The organism is uncultured Helicobacter sp. (assembly GCF_947367035.1).
Lineage (GTDB): Bacteria > Campylobacterota > Campylobacteria > Campylobacterales > Helicobacteraceae > Helicobacter_D.
This window is the reverse complement of record NZ_CANBCA010000013.1, coordinates 38496-53238: the sequence shown is the minus strand read 5'-3', so window position 1 is coordinate 53238 and position 14743 is coordinate 38496. Positions and strand designations below refer to the sequence as shown.

Annotated in this window: 20 protein-coding genes; 12 read left to right on the top strand and 8 right to left on the bottom strand. The window is 33.7% G+C overall.

Annotated features, from left to right (window positions below):
- The 11 genes from Q0Y61_RS05855 to Q0Y61_RS05805 all read left to right on the top strand — a co-directional run.
- Positions 1-671: methyl-accepting chemotaxis protein (locus Q0Y61_RS05855; RefSeq protein ID WP_297812818.1), on the top strand; the 671-nt coding region annotated here is incomplete at its 5' end.
- A 121-nt stretch (positions 672-792) separates the two neighbouring features.
- A complete protein-coding gene (locus Q0Y61_RS05850; protein ID WP_297812814.1) occupies positions 793-1560 on the top strand; it encodes a putative metalloprotease CJM1_0395 family protein in 768 nt (255 codons plus the stop codon).
- Between the two features lie 92 nt (positions 1561-1652).
- Entirely contained in the window at positions 1653-2381 is a 729-nt protein-coding gene (locus Q0Y61_RS05845) for an AzlC family ABC transporter permease (protein ID WP_297812811.1), read from the top strand.
- Positions 2381-2722, top strand: a complete 342-nt coding sequence (locus Q0Y61_RS05840) for an AzlD domain-containing protein (protein ID WP_297812808.1) — start codon at positions 2381-2383, stop codon at positions 2720-2722. Before Q0Y61_RS05845 ends, Q0Y61_RS05840 begins: the two co-directional genes overlap by 1 nt.
- A 9-nt stretch (positions 2723-2731) precedes the next feature.
- A complete protein-coding gene (locus tag Q0Y61_RS05835) occupies positions 2732-3073 on the top strand; it encodes an arsenate reductase family protein (RefSeq protein ID WP_297812804.1) in 342 nt (113 codons plus the stop codon).
- A gap of 27 nt (positions 3074-3100) precedes the next feature.
- Positions 3101-4486: an SH3 domain-containing C40 family peptidase gene (locus Q0Y61_RS05830; protein WP_297812800.1), complete on the top strand. Its 1386-nt coding sequence runs from the start codon at positions 3101-3103 to the stop codon at positions 4484-4486.
- Positions 4467-5201, top strand: a complete 735-nt coding sequence (locus Q0Y61_RS05825) for a metal ABC transporter ATP-binding protein (protein WP_297812797.1) — start codon at positions 4467-4469, stop codon at positions 5199-5201. The genes Q0Y61_RS05830 and Q0Y61_RS05825 overlap by 20 nt, the downstream gene beginning before the upstream one ends.
- Before the next feature lie 13 nt (positions 5202-5214).
- Positions 5215-6573, top strand: coding sequence for an FAD-dependent oxidoreductase (locus Q0Y61_RS05820; RefSeq protein ID WP_297812794.1), 1359 nt, complete (start codon positions 5215-5217; stop codon positions 6571-6573).
- A complete protein-coding gene (locus Q0Y61_RS05815; protein WP_297812791.1) occupies positions 6566-7387 on the top strand; it encodes a metal ABC transporter permease in 822 nt (273 codons plus the stop codon). Before Q0Y61_RS05820 ends, Q0Y61_RS05815 begins: the two co-directional genes overlap by 8 nt.
- Before the next feature lie 9 nt (positions 7388-7396).
- Positions 7397-7612 (top strand): DUF5408 family protein, encoded by a 216-nt coding sequence (locus Q0Y61_RS05810; protein WP_297812788.1) that lies wholly within the window; start codon positions 7397-7399, stop codon positions 7610-7612.
- A gap of 77 nt (positions 7613-7689) precedes the next feature.
- Entirely contained in the window at positions 7690-8616 is a 927-nt protein-coding gene (locus Q0Y61_RS05805) for a DMT family transporter (protein WP_297812785.1), read from the top strand.
- 38 nt (positions 8617-8654) lie between these two features.
- Here the strand turns inward: Q0Y61_RS05805 and Q0Y61_RS05800 are convergent, their stop codons facing one another.
- The 8 genes from Q0Y61_RS05800 to tatB are packed head-to-tail and all read right to left on the bottom strand — an operon-like array spanning position 8655 to position 14179.
- Positions 8655-9995 carry a type IV pili methyl-accepting chemotaxis transducer N-terminal domain-containing protein gene (locus Q0Y61_RS05800; protein ID WP_297812782.1) on the bottom strand — a complete coding sequence of 447 codons (1341 nt, stop codon included), beginning with the start codon at positions 9993-9995 and terminating at the stop codon, positions 8655-8657.
- 2 nt (positions 9996-9997) lie between these two features.
- On the bottom strand, positions 9998-10690 hold the full coding sequence (locus tag Q0Y61_RS05795; RefSeq protein WP_297812778.1) for a Crp/Fnr family transcriptional regulator: 693 nt from the start codon (positions 10688-10690) through the stop codon (positions 9998-10000).
- Positions 10638-11021, bottom strand: a complete 384-nt coding sequence (locus Q0Y61_RS05790) for a hypothetical protein (protein ID WP_297812775.1) — start codon at positions 11019-11021, stop codon at positions 10638-10640. The genes Q0Y61_RS05795 and Q0Y61_RS05790 overlap by 53 nt, the downstream gene beginning before the upstream one ends.
- Before the next feature lie 11 nt (positions 11022-11032).
- The gene (locus Q0Y61_RS05785; protein ID WP_297812771.1) at positions 11033-11242 is read right to left on the bottom strand and encodes a PP0621 family protein; all 210 of its coding nucleotides are present in this window, start codon (positions 11240-11242) and stop codon (positions 11033-11035) included.
- Positions 11236-11820 carry a 16S rRNA (guanine(527)-N(7))-methyltransferase RsmG gene (rsmG, locus tag Q0Y61_RS05780; RefSeq protein WP_297812768.1) on the bottom strand — a complete coding sequence of 195 codons (585 nt, stop codon included), beginning with the start codon at positions 11818-11820 and terminating at the stop codon, positions 11236-11238. Before rsmG ends, Q0Y61_RS05785 begins: the two co-directional genes overlap by 7 nt.
- A complete protein-coding gene (queA, locus tag Q0Y61_RS05775) occupies positions 11820-12938 on the bottom strand; it encodes a tRNA preQ1(34) S-adenosylmethionine ribosyltransferase-isomerase QueA (protein WP_297812765.1) in 1119 nt (372 codons plus the stop codon). The genes rsmG and queA overlap by 1 nt, the downstream gene beginning before the upstream one ends.
- Positions 12913-13671, bottom strand: coding sequence for a twin-arginine translocase subunit TatC (gene tatC, locus Q0Y61_RS05770; RefSeq protein ID WP_297812762.1), 759 nt, complete (start codon positions 13669-13671; stop codon positions 12913-12915). Before tatC ends, queA begins: the two co-directional genes overlap by 26 nt.
- Positions 13664-14179 (bottom strand): Sec-independent protein translocase protein TatB, encoded by a 516-nt coding sequence (gene tatB / locus Q0Y61_RS05765; protein ID WP_297812760.1) that lies wholly within the window; start codon positions 14177-14179, stop codon positions 13664-13666. Before tatB ends, tatC begins: the two co-directional genes overlap by 8 nt.
- A gap of 112 nt (positions 14180-14291) precedes the next feature.
- Between tatB and Q0Y61_RS05760 the strand changes: the two genes are divergently transcribed.
- Positions 14292-14615: a hypothetical protein gene (locus Q0Y61_RS05760; RefSeq protein WP_297812757.1), complete on the top strand. Its 324-nt coding sequence runs from the start codon at positions 14292-14294 to the stop codon at positions 14613-14615.
- The last annotated feature ends 128 nt before the right edge of the window (positions 14616-14743 follow it).

Here is a 14743-nt window from a genome sequence, read left to right as displayed (position 1 = left end):
TGCAAAAAAGCACTCACGACATTCAAGAATCTGCTGGTCATCTATCTAAAACAAAAGAGATTTTACTAAAAGTTATCAATGAAGTGCAAGGCAATGTAAATGTTGAACGTGATATTGCAGAACGTCTCGCACAAACCGCACAAGAGACTGATAAAATCAAAGATGTTTTAGCTATCATTGCGGATATTGCTGACCATACCAGTCTGCTCGCACTGAATGCGAATATAGAAGCGGCACGTGCAGGAGGGGCAGGAAGAGGGTTCGCTGTCGTGGCTGATGAGGTGCGCAAACTAGCAGAACGCACACAAAAAAGCTTAAGTGAAATTAATGCAGTAGTTAATACAATTATTCAATCTGTTTCTGATGCAAACAATGCGATGGGTGCAAATGTTTTAAATACAGTGCATATTGCAGATACTTCTATAGAAAGCACGGAAGATTTGGATACAAGTGTCCAATCATTAGAAGATGCTGTGGAGGCTTCCTCTCAATCTTTGCAGAAAACAAACGAGCTTTTTGCGGCAGTTAATGATATTTTAAAGCAAGTCAGCGAAGTGCAGAGGCTAACTGATGAAAATAGCAAAGCAGTGCATTTAATTGATGGAATTTCTAAAGAGATTTCTCAAAAAGCAAGTGCATTAAATAGCCAATTAGATTCTTTTAAAGTTTAATAACTGATACGGGAGTTTTGAAGTTTTGCAAGTAATTTTGATTTTGGAATCATTAAAATTTATCAATTATTATTTCAATTTGAGTTATAATAGCTGAAATTTGACAAGGAGAAATAAATAAATGCAGATTATGACAAATTCTTATTTTGGTTTGCAAAATTACTCCAATCATTTTAAAATACAAGATTCTCAAACAACTTCTCGTGATACAATAGAATCACAAAATACACAACCCGTAGGTGATGAGGAGGCATCACAGGTAACAGATGTGATTGCACCAGAATCTCCCACTGGAGAAAAGTTAGATGAGAGTGAGCAACAATATGTGCGTGAGTTAGCTGCAATTGATGCAAATGTGCGTGCGCACGAGGCAGCACACGTTGGAGCAGGAGCAGGTGTAGTTAGTGGGGGTGCCAGTTTTGGTTATACGCGAGGACCAGATGGTAAAATGTATGCTACATCGGGTGAAGTGCCAATTTCAATGAAAGAAGGTAGAACACCAGAAGAAACTATTCAAAATGCGCGTCAAATTATTTCAGCAGCAATGGCTCCCTCTGACCCAAGCCCACAAGATTATAAAGTTGCTGCAAATGCTGCGCAAATGGAAGTACAAGCTAGAAATGAACAGGCAAAAGAGCGAGCAGAAGAGATTGAAGAGAGAGCGAAAGACTCTAATGAGACAGAAAATTCTAAAGAGTTGAATTCCAATTCTCAAAGAACAGATGATTCTACTAATCAAAATTCTACTCCTAAAGAATCTCAAAATATCTCCAGCGAGCAAGAGGAAAAGCCATTTTTTGAAAACGAATTGATTGCGTATGCAATGAAAAGTTATATAGCTAGCGCCACAAGTAATTCTTATATTCCGAGATTAGATATTGCAGGTTAATTTAAAATACAGCATAAACTTTTGAAATTCTTATAAAATTCGTAGCATTATAAATGTTATAATATACATTTAGATTTTATCATTGGGTGGATATGTTTTTTAAAAGTTTTGTGCAGACATTACCGGTATTTATGGGTTATTTACCACTTGGTATTGCCTTTGGGATTTTGTTTTCTAAGTTGCATTTGGCTTGGTATTTTGGTATTTTAAGTGCAATCTTAATTTTTACAGGGGCAGGTCAGTTTTTACTTGTTTCTTTGCTTGCCATTCACGCAGGATTTTTTCAAATCGCAATTGCTTCTTTTTTGCTAAACATTCGTCATATGTTTTATTCTCTAGCTATTATAGATGAAATTAAGAGTTTTGGTATTGGTAAGTATTATATTCTCTTTGGACTGACAGATGAAACATTTGCTGTGTTGAAAACTAATAAGGAAACTTTAAATTTTACTCCAAAAGAAATGGAAAGAAATTATCTCTATATTACTCTTTTTGACCATATTTATTGGGTTTTGGGTTGTGCAATAGGAATCCTTTTGGGTGAGCAATTAGGGTTTCAACCACAAGGAGTAGAGTTTGCCCTTACGGCACTTTTTAGTGTCTTGACTTTAGCTTTATTGAAAAATTCCAAGAATAAAAAACCTTTTTATATTGCTTTAATACTTGGTATATTGGGTCTTTTGCTATTTCCGAGTGAGCAATTTTTAATCATAAGCTTAATTTGTGGAATTACTCTTTTATTGATTTTTAAAAAATGGATTGGAGTTAGCAATAAGGAGGCACAAAATTTTCCAAAGCCTGAACTGTCTAAAGGAAAATAATGGACATACAAGTAAGTGAAGATTTAAGTAATCTTTATGTTATTTGGGCAATTCTTGCTGCATCTATTGGAACTGCCTTAACAAGATTTTTACCTTTTTTTGTCTTTAAAGGAGCGACTAAATCTCCATTATTAAACTATTTACAAGAAACTATGCCTTTACTCATTATGACGCTTTTAGTATTTTTTAGCTTGAAAGATACAAATTGGAGTGAGACTTATGGGTTTTATGAAATTGGAGGGATTGCTTGTGCAATTATATGTTTTGTAGTTTCTAAAAACTCTGTATCAAGTATATTTGCAGGAATTATTTTCTATATTTTTGCATTAAAAATATTTTAAAGGGACATTATGGTAAAAGTTTATGGAATTAAAAATTGTGGAAGTGTTAGGAAGGCGTTAAAATTTTTGGATTCCAAAGGGATTGAATATAAATGGTGTGATTTTAAAATCACACCACCAACGCATAAGAATTTAGAATATTGGCTAGAGTCTGCCAGTTTGGAGGTATTATTAAATAAAAAAGGTACAACTTATAGGAAATTAGGATTAAAAGATTTAAACTTGACAGAGAAAGAGATAAAAGAATGGCTCATTAAAGAGCCAATGTTGATTAAACGACCAATTATTGAATATTCCAATGGCATTATAGTAGGTTTTGATGAGGATTCTTATCAAAATTATATATGGTAGATTGAAAAATAAAAAATGGAAAAATCTATGAAGATAAAAAATGGAAATTTAATATTTGCTATACTATATTTTGGGTTAATTTTTAGCGGTTGCGTGTCAAAACTAGAAAGTCCAAAAGATATTATAATAACCTTACCTATACAAGATTTACAGCCTTTTGTTGAAAAATCTCCAAGTTTAAATTCTGTAAAAAAACTTGCCTTAAAAAAGGAGTATTTAACGCATTTTTTCTCTCCTTTTGATAAACAACCGCAACATAGTGCAGAGGAATTGAAATGGGGCTTAGAAGCAGCCTATAAGAATTTAGGCTTTGGGGAAAATTTATTGCCTTATGGCAAAGAGGAAATTAAGTTGTTGGAGTTTGAAGCAAACTTAGACGCTTATCCAAGTGTAAAAAAACCCGCAATTATCACACGAAATTCTAATTTACGTGTTTTACCTACTAATAAACCAAGATTCTATGACCCAAGTCAAGCAGGAGAAGGATTCCCTTTTGATTATTGGCAAAATTCGTCTATTTACTTGGGAACACCCGTGTTAATTACGCATTATTCGCGTTCAGGTAAATGGGCATTTGTAGAGAGTGGGTTTGTCAGTGGATGGATTCTAACCCTAGATGTTGGAATCTTGAATGATAATCAAGTGGAAGAATTAAAGCAAATGCAAGATTTTTTAGTTGTTACTAAGGATTTAACGCCTATTAAAAATTACCATCAAGAATATTTGGAATCTGCGCGTATCGGAATGCTTCTACCTTTGCTTGGAAGCACAAAAGACAAATACGAAAGTCAAATTTTTTTACGCAATTCGCGTGGATATGCCTATTCACTTCAAGTGATATTAGACCAAGATTCTTTTGCAAAATTTCCAATGAGTTTTTCTAGTCAAAAGGTTGCTCATTTGACTCAAGGAATCGTGGGTGAGAAATATGGTTGGGGTGGAATGTTTGGCAATAGGGATTGTTCTATGTTTTTGCACGATGTTTTAGGCAATTTTGGATTCTATCTTCCTAGAAATTCACAGGCTCAAATGCGTCAGGATAGTGTTAAAGGAGAAAAAGATTCTACTTTGTATTTTGATTTAAGTCTATTAAACACGGAGCAAAAGCTTGAATCTATCCAGCAAAATGCGATTCCATTTGGCACATTACTTGGTATGAAAGGGCATATTATGCTTTATCTTGGGCAATTCAATGGACAAATTTACATTTTGCACGATATTTGGGGATTAAGAACGCTACAAAATGAAACACAAGAAGGTAGAAAAATTATTGGTAAAATTGCTATTACTCCTCTTGAAATTGGTAAAAATATACAAGGTATTAATCAAGAGAAATTACTAATTCATCGCATTTATGGTATGCGAAATTTGTTTTTAAAAAGTGAATTAAGTGATGCAAACCCAAAAAGATAAAAAAATTATTGAATGTAAAAACGTTAAATTTTATTTTACCAAAGAGCGAATTTTGTATAATGTGAATTGGACGATTTGTGAGGGTGATTTTTGGGCAATCATTGGACCAAATGGTGGTGGCAAAAGCACATTGGCGCGTCTTTTGGTTGGATTGTTGAAACCAACAAGTGGTGAAATTATAAAAGACAAAAATTTGCGCATTGGTTATGTGCCACAAAATACTTTTTTGAATCGTCATTTTCCTATTACAACACTTGAAGTTGTGATGATGGGATTTTTAAAACCTAAACTTTTTGGTGGGTTTTTATTTGCAAATGCTAAAGAAATTGCAATGGAGAGATTAAAGCAGTTTCATATGGAATCTTACGCATATAAGAAAATTGGCGAACTCTCTGGTGGGCAGCGTCAAAGAGTACTAATTGCGCGTGCATTGTGTGGAAATCCGAATCTTTTGATTTTAGATGAACCAACAGCAAGCATTGATCAAAAAAACCAAAAAGAGATTTACGATTTGTTAGGGCAAATCAACCAAGAAAAGACTATAATAATGATTAGTCATGATGTATCGGTTTTGCTAGATTGTGCAAAAAAAGTTTTATATGTTAATAAAGAAGTTACAGCACATAATTTACCAAGCAATCTTAATATTCCTTGTGATACAGGGGAAGAGCATTTTTGCGAAGTAGAACTTATGGGTTTGTGGCACTCTATATAGTTAGGAGATAAAAATGAATAATTCTTATGATGTGGCGATTATTGGGGCTGGGATTTCTGGAAGTGCATTATTTTATGCACTAACGCATTATACAGATTTAAAGAGAGTAGTTTTGTTGGAAAAATACGAAGCACCCGCTACACTTAGTTCTAGTGGCAACAATAACTCTCAAACAATTCACGCAGGTGATATTGAAACAAATTATACCTTTGAAAAAGCAAAAAAGGTTTCAAGGTCAGCGAAATTGTTAGTCTCGTATGCTTTGTTTCATCAGTTGCAGAATAAAAGTATTTTTGAATATCAAAAAATGGCGATTGGTGTAGGGGATAAAGAAGTGGAATTCATAGAAAAACGCCATCAAGAATTTAAAGAAATTTATCCAGAATTGGAATTTTTCACCAAAGAAGAGATTAAAGAGATTGAGCCTAATATCATCAAAATGAAAGATGGGAGTGATCGCGTAGAGAATGTTGTCGCTTCTGGAACACGCAAAAGTTTTTGTGCAATGGACTTTTGTTCTGTGGCTCATCATATGGTTGAGCAAAGTGTTTTTGATGAGCATCAAGTCCTCTTTAATTATCAAGTAAAAGATATTATTAAACAAGGAGATGGGAGATACACCATTCGCGCAAATGGTAAAGAGCCAATCACTGCTTCTTTTGTGTTGGTTAATGCAGGTGCGCATTCTTTGCTTTTGGCACAAAATATGGGATTTGGTTTAGAACTTGGTTGCCTTCCTGTAGCAGGGAGCTTTTTCTTTATTCCTGGTGATAAACTAAGAGGAAAAGTTTATACCGTGCAACACCCAAAACTGCCTTTTGCAGCAATTCACGGAGACCCAGATGTCGTAGCAGAAGGTAAAAACCGCTTAGGACCAACTGCACTTTCTCTTCCTAAGTTAGAACGTTTTAAAAGTGGCACTTATTTGGATTTTTTAAAAACTTCTGGCTTTGGAGAAATGGCTACAACTAAGATTATGTGGGATTTGTTTTCAGATAGTGAGATTCGCAATTATATTTTACGAAATTTCTTATATGAAGTGCCAAGTATTGGCAAAAAATTCTTTATCAAAGAAGCACAAAAAATCATTCCTTCTCTTACCTTGGAAGACTTAACTTATGCGAGTGGTTTTGGTGGAATCCGTCCGCAAGTGTTGGATAAAAAAGAAAAAAAACTTGTTTTAGGAGAAAAAAAGATTAAAAGTGGAGAAGGTATTACCTTTAATATGACGCCAAGTCCGGGTGCTACAAGCTGTATGCGTAATGCACTCATTGATATGCTTGAAATTACAGATTATTTAAATGCTACAATCAAAATGGATAGGATTAAGACTGAACTTAACGAAGAAAGTTTGGAGTGGCTTGTTGATTGATATTTTAGAATATACTTTTGTGCAAAATGCACTTTGTGGAGCGTTTTGCACAAGCATTATTTGTGGAATTATCGGCACACTTGTCGTAACAAATCGTATGGTGTTTGTTGCAGGTGGAATCGCACATAGCGTTTATGGGGGAGTTGGAATCGCAGCGTTTTTTGGTTTGCCGATTTTGGTTGGAGCTATGGGATTTAGTATATTTTGTGCAATTCTTCTTGCTTATATGTTGTTGTTTGCAAAAGAACGTTTAGATTCTCTTATTGGTTCATTATGGGCATTTGGTATGGCATTGGGTGTGATTTTAGTTGAATTGACGCCAGGTTATAATAAGGATTTTATGGGATATTTGTTTGGTAGTATTTTAAGTATCACAGAGAATGACCTTTATTTTATGCTATTTTTTGGTCTCTTTTTGATAGTTTTTGTGGGGTTAAATTATCGCATTATTTTAGGAATTTCTTATGATAGCGAATTTACACAACTTCAAGGAATTAATACAAGATTGTTTAGTGTGTTTTTAATGATTTTAATTGCTTTGGGGATTGTTATTTCTATGCGTTCGGTTGGGATTATTCTTATTGTCGCACTTTTAAGTATCCCAGCATATTGTAGCGAGATTTTTACTGCTTCGCTTGCTAAGATGATGTTTGGGGCAAGTTTGATTTCATTTGTCTGTATGTTGTGCGGAATTGTAATGGCTTATTTCTATGATTTGCAAGCAGGAGCTAGCATTGTAATGATTCTAGCTATTTTTTCATTTATTTTGGTTATATTTCATTATTTTTTTAAGCAAAAATATCAAATCATTTAAAGGAGTTCTATGCAAGAAAGTGAAATACAAAATGCACTAAAACTTACTCAAACTATGGCAACTAAAGCAATTAAAATTTCTTTGATTGCTTGTGTGATTATAGTTATCTTTGCTTCACTTAGTCTTTGGGTGTTGTTCAATCAAATCACAGCAACAGCTAATTTAGTTAAAATGCAAAAAGAATATGAAGTGCGTCTTGAAAAATTAGAAAAGAATCTTAAATAAAATATAAATAAATACTACCTTTCACCTTGTGATGAAATTTTTGCTAAGATTTTAAAAAGATTTCAAAAAGAGTAGCAATGAATAAGAACCTGTTGTTTTATCTATTGTTAGTTATAGCAATGGTGTTTTGGGGTGCTTCGTGGCCTAGTAGTAAAGTAATGGTCAGTTACATTGGAGCAGAAGTTATAACCTTTTGGCGTTTTTTCTTTGCCTTGCTTGCTTCTATTCCCATTGTCATTTTACTTAAGATTCCTTTGCGTCTTGATACACACACTTTTAAATTTTTAATCTTAGCTGCTTTGTGTAATTGTTTGTATTCTTTTATGTATTTTATCGGTTTAAACTATGGGAGTGCAGGAAAAGGGGGAGTGCTTGTAACAACACTCATACCAATCTTTGCATATCTTTTAACTTTTAGTCTTTATAAGTTGAAGAAAAATTCTAGTAAGAAAATGAAAAAAAATGAAATTTTAGGTTTATTTTTGGGTGTTGTTGCAGGAATTTGTTTGCTAAATTTGGGAAGTTGGCAAGAACTTTTTGGTAAATTTAATACACTTTTTGTATTTTGTGCGTTAGATTGGGCTATTTTAACGCTTATTTGTCGTAATATCGGAATCCACCCCGTGGCAATTAATCTTTATATTACCTTTTTTAGTCTATTGTTCTTTTCTCCTATTTTCTTCTTTCAACCCGCAATGTTTGAAGTTTTTTATTTTGATGCAAGATTTTGGTGGATGATGTTTATTGTTGCGGTGCTATCTACGGCAGTTGGGACAAGTATTTATTATATGGGTGTTGCCCGTGTAGGTGCAGCACAAGCAAGTTCCTTTAATTTATTAATTCCTGTAACAGCACTTTTGAGTAGCTTTGTAATTTTAGGTGAGATTCCAAGTGTTTTGACGTTCATTGGAGGAAGTATGGCAGTTTTTGCTGCTTACTTAATCAATCTTTATCAACCCAAGCATTTTGGATTTAAGTTGAAAAATAACCTCTCCAAATCATAATTTAGAATCTTAAAATTGTAAGCCCATTTACCCAATCTTTAATCACAACAATTTTCAATTTCTTTTAGGATTCTGTGGAGTTTATCTATCAATCTTGCAGTAATGATGAGTTGTTCGCCAGATTGAATTGCAATATCTTCACTTAAGTTAATGCTATCCTCTATGCTTTTGCGTCTTTCTTTGCTGATTTTTGCGTAGGTAAGCTTATGCAAAATCGCCTCACTAATATTTGTTATTTCTTCATTGATGAGTTCGCTTAAATGAATAACTTGTTTGGAGGTTTCTTTGGTGGATTCTATACGTTGTAAAAAATGCGAGAGATTTTGTGAAGCTTCAGATAACTCACTTTCTCCTTCTAGCTGAATGACTTCGGCAGGATTATTTTTAAGCTTACCGCTAGCAAGAAGTCGTGTTTTATGCAAGAAATGACCTAAATGCGCTCTAATATCCAAAAGATTATAAACAGAGTAGAGCGCAAGTAATATCATAATGAAACCCGCAACATACTGGAATTTTTCTAAATAGGTGCGCAGGTGGATTGAAAGGTCTGAATAAAGATTCACCGTCCAGTCAATTTCGTTTAAAATTGCTGTATTTTGTGATGTAATCTGCTTTAAATCTTCCACAACGCGTTCTTGTAGCTTTAATACATTATGAATATGCTCTGAATAAATTTGCCAAAATTCATAGGCTTCTTGAATAGAGTTTGCAAGTTTTGGAATGTGTTTATAGGTTGCATTTTGATAAAAATCGGTAATAATATTATTGTAGAGATTACAACTTTCTTTAAAGGCGTGATAAGATTTGTCGTCCCAAATGTGAGAATAACGCATCATAAGATATGCCATTTTCTGCGTGAGCATACGTTGGCGTCCAGAATCATCAATTAGCTTAGCAGGCATTTTGGATTCCACCATTGCTTTGACGATATTATCAGAGAGTATAAGCATTTTTGTGTTGTTTTCTTCTAAAAATTTTCTATCCTTATGTAGTTTGCTAGAGGTGTCCTTAAAGTCTTCTACTAATGCCTTAAAAGTTACCCATTGTGCGTAAATGGCTTCTAGTTTTGTTGTGATTGTTTTTTTTGAGGGAGGGTCAATGTTTTTTTGTGTATTACCAAAACGTAGGGTGTATAGGTTCGTTTCAAATTCTTCTAAAGCTAAATTCAATGCGGTGTAGTCTTGACTATTTTGAGAGTTGATAATAAAAATTTCTTTGGTGATTTTTTGTGTTAACATTCGTTCTTTGCCAGCAATATTGATAATATAGCCATCTTGGATTCCAAGTCGATTGATGAAAATTACAGATAAAATCATTGTAGAAATACAAAAGGTTGTGAGAATCCCAAGTATAATTAGGCGTGTTACAATTTTAGTCATTTTTAATCCTGTTTAAAAATATTATGAAGTTTTTGTGGATCTAGTATTTCTATTTTTCCTTGCTTATTAGTGGTTAAAATATTATCACGATGAAGTTTTTTAAGTGTCCTAGAAAGGGTTTCTGGCTGGATATTTAAAAAGCAAGCGTTTTCTTGCTTTTTGTGTGTATTGAAATTATCTAGATGAAAATAGAGAGTATAAGCAATTTTTGCAGTGCTATCAAAGATTAGATTTTTTTGGATTACTTCCTCAAAGAGTGCAATTTTCTTTTGAGTTTCTTTGAAAAATAATGCCAAAAGACGTGGATTGGATTCTAAAATTTGAGTTAATTTAACTCCATCAAAGCAAGCAACAATGGAATCTTGCACACATTCAATATTGGCAAAAGAAATCCATCGGTTCTCTAAATTGAAATCCACTAATAAACCATTGTCTAAAAGTCCTAAAAAAACTTCATTTTCAAAACGATTGACTTTATAAAGTTTTAATAAGCCTTGACATAAAAAATATAAATGGGGAATTTCCGTCTGCTCATAAAGCAATATTTCTTTAGGAGCAAAAGTTTTAAAGGTTGTGATTTGATTTAAGCTAATTAAATCTTCCTTGCAAAGTGCATTAAAAGGCGCAAAGGATTCCAAAGTCTCAAAAACTTGCAAAGAGAACCCCATCAATGCCATATTCTGCAATTTTTTCAATTTCTTCTTCTTTTTGAATGCAGAGCAAGATTTTTGCGTCAAAGAGATAAGTTTCTGCAAGTTTCTGCAAAGATTTGGCTAGGTTAATGTCAGTACAAAGTAAAAATTGCACATTTAAATTGACTAAAAGTAGAGATTCTTTAATGCTTGTAACAAGGCTCGCATAGGTAATTGTGTTACTGCTACAATAACGGGCGAGGGCTAAAGTTTGTATCAAAGAATCACAAGTTAAGACTAAGAAATCAGAGGGCAATGTGTTTGCAATTTCCTCTTTGGAGCGCACACGAGCAATCTTTAAAGATTCAATATAAGGGTGATTTAAAATAAGCATTCTTTTGTCCTTTAATGAAGCTTGGCACATTCTTTAGAGCAATAATATTTTCCATTTTTAATTATGACTTCTTCATTAGAAACATAAGTGCCACATTCTACACATTCTAGCATAATAGAATGTGGCTTTTGTTTTGAATGATTTGCGCTATCTGTCTTTTTACGAAACAACAAGTAATAGATGCCAACAATAAGCAAAATGAATAAGAAAAACTTTAGCATTTTAAATCTTCCCCTGAAATAATAAGATAGTGTAGTAAGCCGTGTTGAAAGTGCTTGTATCGCAAACCTTGTGGAATCTCATTTTTGAAATTTGAACCTTTATAGAGTAAAATAGTTGTGTCTTGCGCAATATGTGCAGAGCATTTTTCTAAAAACTCCTTCACATTAAAAGTTGCCCTAGAAGTAATGAGTTTTGGTTTGTAATCTAATTCCAGCAATTCTATCTTTTTGCGTTGAATTGTAAAGTTTTTTAGATTTAAATTGGCTTTAATATTTTGCAAAAAAGCCGACTTTTTGGTATTAGGTTCGCATAGAATTGTAGGAATGTTTAGAACAATTCCTAGAGGAATACTTGGGAAGCCATTGCCGCTGCCAACATCTAGTAGGCTAGTTTTAACCCATAGATTCAATGATTCTAAGTTCAAAGGATAGAGAGAATCTTGAATGTTTTTTTGAATACTTGGCAAATCTTTTGCTCCACTTAGATTATGAATAGTATTCCAGTGCAAGAGTAGGTTAGCATAGGATTCTAATAGCGTAATTTGTGAGGGTTGTAGAGTTTGTAGAATTTGTTTCATTATAGAATCAACATTCCATCACCATAAGAATAAAAGCGATAGTGTTGTGCAATCGCTTCTTTATAAAGCTGTTTTGTTTTATCTAGCCCGATAAAAGAAGCAACAAGTATTAAAAGGGTAGTTTTTGGCAGATGAAAATTTGTTAAAATGGCATTGGTTTTGCGTGGTTTATTGTGGGGGTGTAGAAATAAATCACATTCGCCTTTTAGCCTACCACTTCTAACAAATTCTTCAATCGTGCGCGTAGCAGTTGTGCCAATAGCAGTAATATGGGAAGCTTGTTTGATTTTATCTGCAGAATCTTGGGAGATACAAAAATATTCTTTGTGCATTTTATGTTCTAAGATATTTTCCGTTTGAACGCCAATAAAAGTTCCAGCACCGATATGAAGTGTTACTTCCGTGTTTTGGAAGTTTTGTCTTAAATCTTTATAAGATTCCTCGCTAAAATGTAAGGAAGCTGTCGGTGCGGCAATTGCGCCTAAATGTTTAGCAAAAACACTTTGGTAGTTGTTTTTATCCTCTTGTGTATCTTGTCGCTTAATGTAAGGAGGCAAGGGAATATGCCCAAAATGCTCTAAAAACTCAAAAAACTCTTCGCGACTTAAAGGAGATTCTAAGGATTGAATGGATTGAGTATGCAAGGCACTTTGTGGAATCTTAAAAAATTCTGCTTCCTTAAACCCCACCCCCAGTGCATTTTCTTGAATATCTTTTAAGATTCTAGCAAAAATCCCTCCTTCAAATTCCACCAAATGCCCGACTTTTAAACGCCCTTTAAATTGCATTAGATAGATATTAGGGGCAATTTCTTTATGAAAGAGTGTTTCAATGTTTGCGCCTTTTGTTTTAGAATCTTTGGAATCTTGTGTAATCTTTGTGCCATAAAGTCTTGCAGGTAGGACTTTCGTATTATTGAAAACCAATAGCGTCTCTTGCGGAAGAAATGTGGCAAAATCCTTAAAAGTCGTATGAGTGATTTTATCGCTTGCACGTTCATAAACGAGCAATTTTGCAGATTCTTTGGGGAAAATAGGGGAAGTGGCAATGCATTCTTTAGGTAACAGATAATCATAGCTACAAAGCTGTAATTCACTCATTTGTTTTTTCTGCCTCATTCTCATTTACTTTTTCTTGGGGCTTGTAAGGGTTGATGATTTTGGCAATCATAATGGATAATCCATAGAGTAAAACAAGTGGAATTGCCATTAAAAATTGCGAAAGCACATCAGGGGGTGTAAGAATTGCTGCAAGAATAAAAATAAACACAATGGCATATTTAAAATATTCTTTCAAGGTTCTATCTGTAATAAGTCCAATTTTGGCTAAAAAGAATGTAATAACAGGCAATTCAAAAGAAATTCCAAATCCAACCATAAGTTTAGCAAAGAAACTCACATATTCCCCAATACTAGGAAGTGCGGTAAAAAGCTGTGAGCCGAAGTTTATTAGATAACCAAAGCCAATAGGAAAAGCAATATAATAAGCAAAAGCACAACCACATAAAAAGAAAAAAGTCCCAAAGATAACAAAAGGAATCACGAGTTTTTTTTCATTATCATATAAACCAGGTGCAACAAAAACCCAAATTTGCCAAAAAATAATTGGTAAAGCAAAAATAAATCCGCTAAAAAACGCTACCTTAATCGCAGTAAAAAATGCCTCTCCAACTTGTGTGAAAATTACGCTTTCACGTCCATTTGGAAGTGCAGTGCTAAGCGGAGCAACCATCCAATCTAGGATAAATTCCCAAAAATAAAAAGAAATAAGAAAAGTAATCAATAGTGAAAGAGTAATACGAATTAGACATTTACGCAAATCTTGAATATGGGGCTTTAAATCTTCAAACATTCTCATTCCTTGTCGTTTGGGATTCTATATTCTCTTGGTTTGGCGATGGTGCTAAATTTGTGCCAAAATTCAAAGCGGTTGGTTTGGATTTGTTGGGTATAATTTCCCTTTTTAGCAAAGGATTGGAATGTGGATTCTGTGATGTAGAATCTTTTAAATCTTGAGTGGTAGGGGTTTGGGGAGTCTTAGGATGGTGTATTGGTGTCGTGGAATCTTGAGAGAGCAAATCGTCCTTATTAAAATCCAAATTGAGTTCTTTTAATTCTAAATCTTTGCTTAGAGTTTGAACATCTTGTGTGAGGCTGTTTTTATAAGCTAGAGCTTCTTCTTTGATTTTATTTAGATTCACTTCGCGTTCAATGCTGTCTTTGGCTTCATCCATTGTTTTTTTGACAGCTTTAAAGAATTTTGCTACATCGACTAATGCTTTAGGCAGTTTCTCTGGTCCTAAAAAAATAATTGCCACAACCGCAATCATTAAAATTTCAAAAAATCCCATTCCAAACATTGTTAAACCTTGCCCTAATTATTAGTTTTTGCTTGAAATTTGCGATTCTATCCAATTTTGGAATAAAGTGTGCTTAGAGAAAATTAGAATTCTATTTACAAAAGGGCAAACAATGGAACAAAAAAATATTACAAAAATGCTAATCTTTGGCTATTTTGCGTGTGTGGCAGTTTTCTTTAGCGGGTGTATTTCACCTAAAACAGACGCATTTTTGTTGGGGGCTGGAATAGGTGCTGGAGTAACGGCATATTTTATGAAAGGTGGTAGTATCGCAGGATATAGTGCGCGTTCTTTTCAAAATATCGGAGAGAGTGGAAACTCGCAAACTTTGTTAGATTCTTCTATTCCAGCAGATCTAGAATGGCATTATTTAGAAAAAGAGATTTTCTCTGATATACAATTATCTAAACAAAGCGAAAATGCTAGTTTGTTTTAATATCAAGTTCTAAGATTGATTTTTTGATTTAATTTTGTTATAATTTTCTCATTGTAATTCATTAGCTTAGCTACTGCAATAGCTAGGCTTTTTTCTACTTTCATTTGGTCCCCTTAGCTTTATTAATT

Bases quoted from the DNA above. Each gene is read 5' to 3' on its own strand.
- tatB (WP_297812760.1), bottom strand. From the start codon at position 14,179: ATGTTTGGAATGGGATTTTTTGAAATTTTAATGATTGCGGTTGTGGCA.
- Q0Y61_RS05810 (WP_297812788.1), top strand. From the start codon at position 7,397: ATGCAAGAAAGTGAAATACAAAATGCACTAAAACTTACTCAAACTATG.
- Q0Y61_RS05760 (WP_297812757.1), top strand. From the start codon at position 14,292: ATGGAACAAAAAAATATTACAAAAATGCTAATCTTTGGCTATTTTGCG.
- Q0Y61_RS05830 (WP_297812800.1), top strand. From the start codon at position 3,101: ATGAAGATAAAAAATGGAAATTTAATATTTGCTATACTATATTTTGGG.
- Q0Y61_RS05790 (WP_297812775.1), bottom strand. From the start codon at position 11,021: ATGCTTATTTTAAATCACCCTTATATTGAATCTTTAAAGATTGCTCGT.
- Q0Y61_RS05805 (WP_297812785.1), top strand. From the start codon at position 7,690: ATGAATAAGAACCTGTTGTTTTATCTATTGTTAGTTATAGCAATGGTG.
- queA (WP_297812765.1), bottom strand. From the start codon at position 12,938: ATGAGGCAGAAAAAACAAATGAGTGAATTACAGCTTTGTAGCTATGAT.
- tatC (WP_297812762.1), bottom strand. From the start codon at position 13,671: ATGTTTGAAGATTTAAAGCCCCATATTCAAGATTTGCGTAAATGTCTA.
- Q0Y61_RS05820 (WP_297812794.1), top strand. From the start codon at position 5,215: ATGAATAATTCTTATGATGTGGCGATTATTGGGGCTGGGATTTCTGGA.
- Q0Y61_RS05850 (WP_297812814.1), top strand. From the start codon at position 793: ATGCAGATTATGACAAATTCTTATTTTGGTTTGCAAAATTACTCCAAT.
- Q0Y61_RS05845 (WP_297812811.1), top strand. From the start codon at position 1,653: ATGTTTTTTAAAAGTTTTGTGCAGACATTACCGGTATTTATGGGTTAT.
- Q0Y61_RS05800 (WP_297812782.1), bottom strand. From the start codon at position 9,995: ATGACTAAAATTGTAACACGCCTAATTATACTTGGGATTCTCACAACC.
- rsmG (WP_297812768.1), bottom strand. From the start codon at position 11,820: ATGAAACAAATTCTACAAACTCTACAACCCTCACAAATTACGCTATTA.
- Q0Y61_RS05785 (WP_297812771.1), bottom strand. From the start codon at position 11,242: ATGCTAAAGTTTTTCTTATTCATTTTGCTTATTGTTGGCATCTATTAC.
- Q0Y61_RS05825 (WP_297812797.1), top strand. From the start codon at position 4,467: ATGCAAACCCAAAAAGATAAAAAAATTATTGAATGTAAAAACGTTAAA.
- Q0Y61_RS05840 (WP_297812808.1), top strand. From the start codon at position 2,381: ATGGACATACAAGTAAGTGAAGATTTAAGTAATCTTTATGTTATTTGG.
- Q0Y61_RS05835 (WP_297812804.1), top strand. From the start codon at position 2,732: ATGGTAAAAGTTTATGGAATTAAAAATTGTGGAAGTGTTAGGAAGGCG.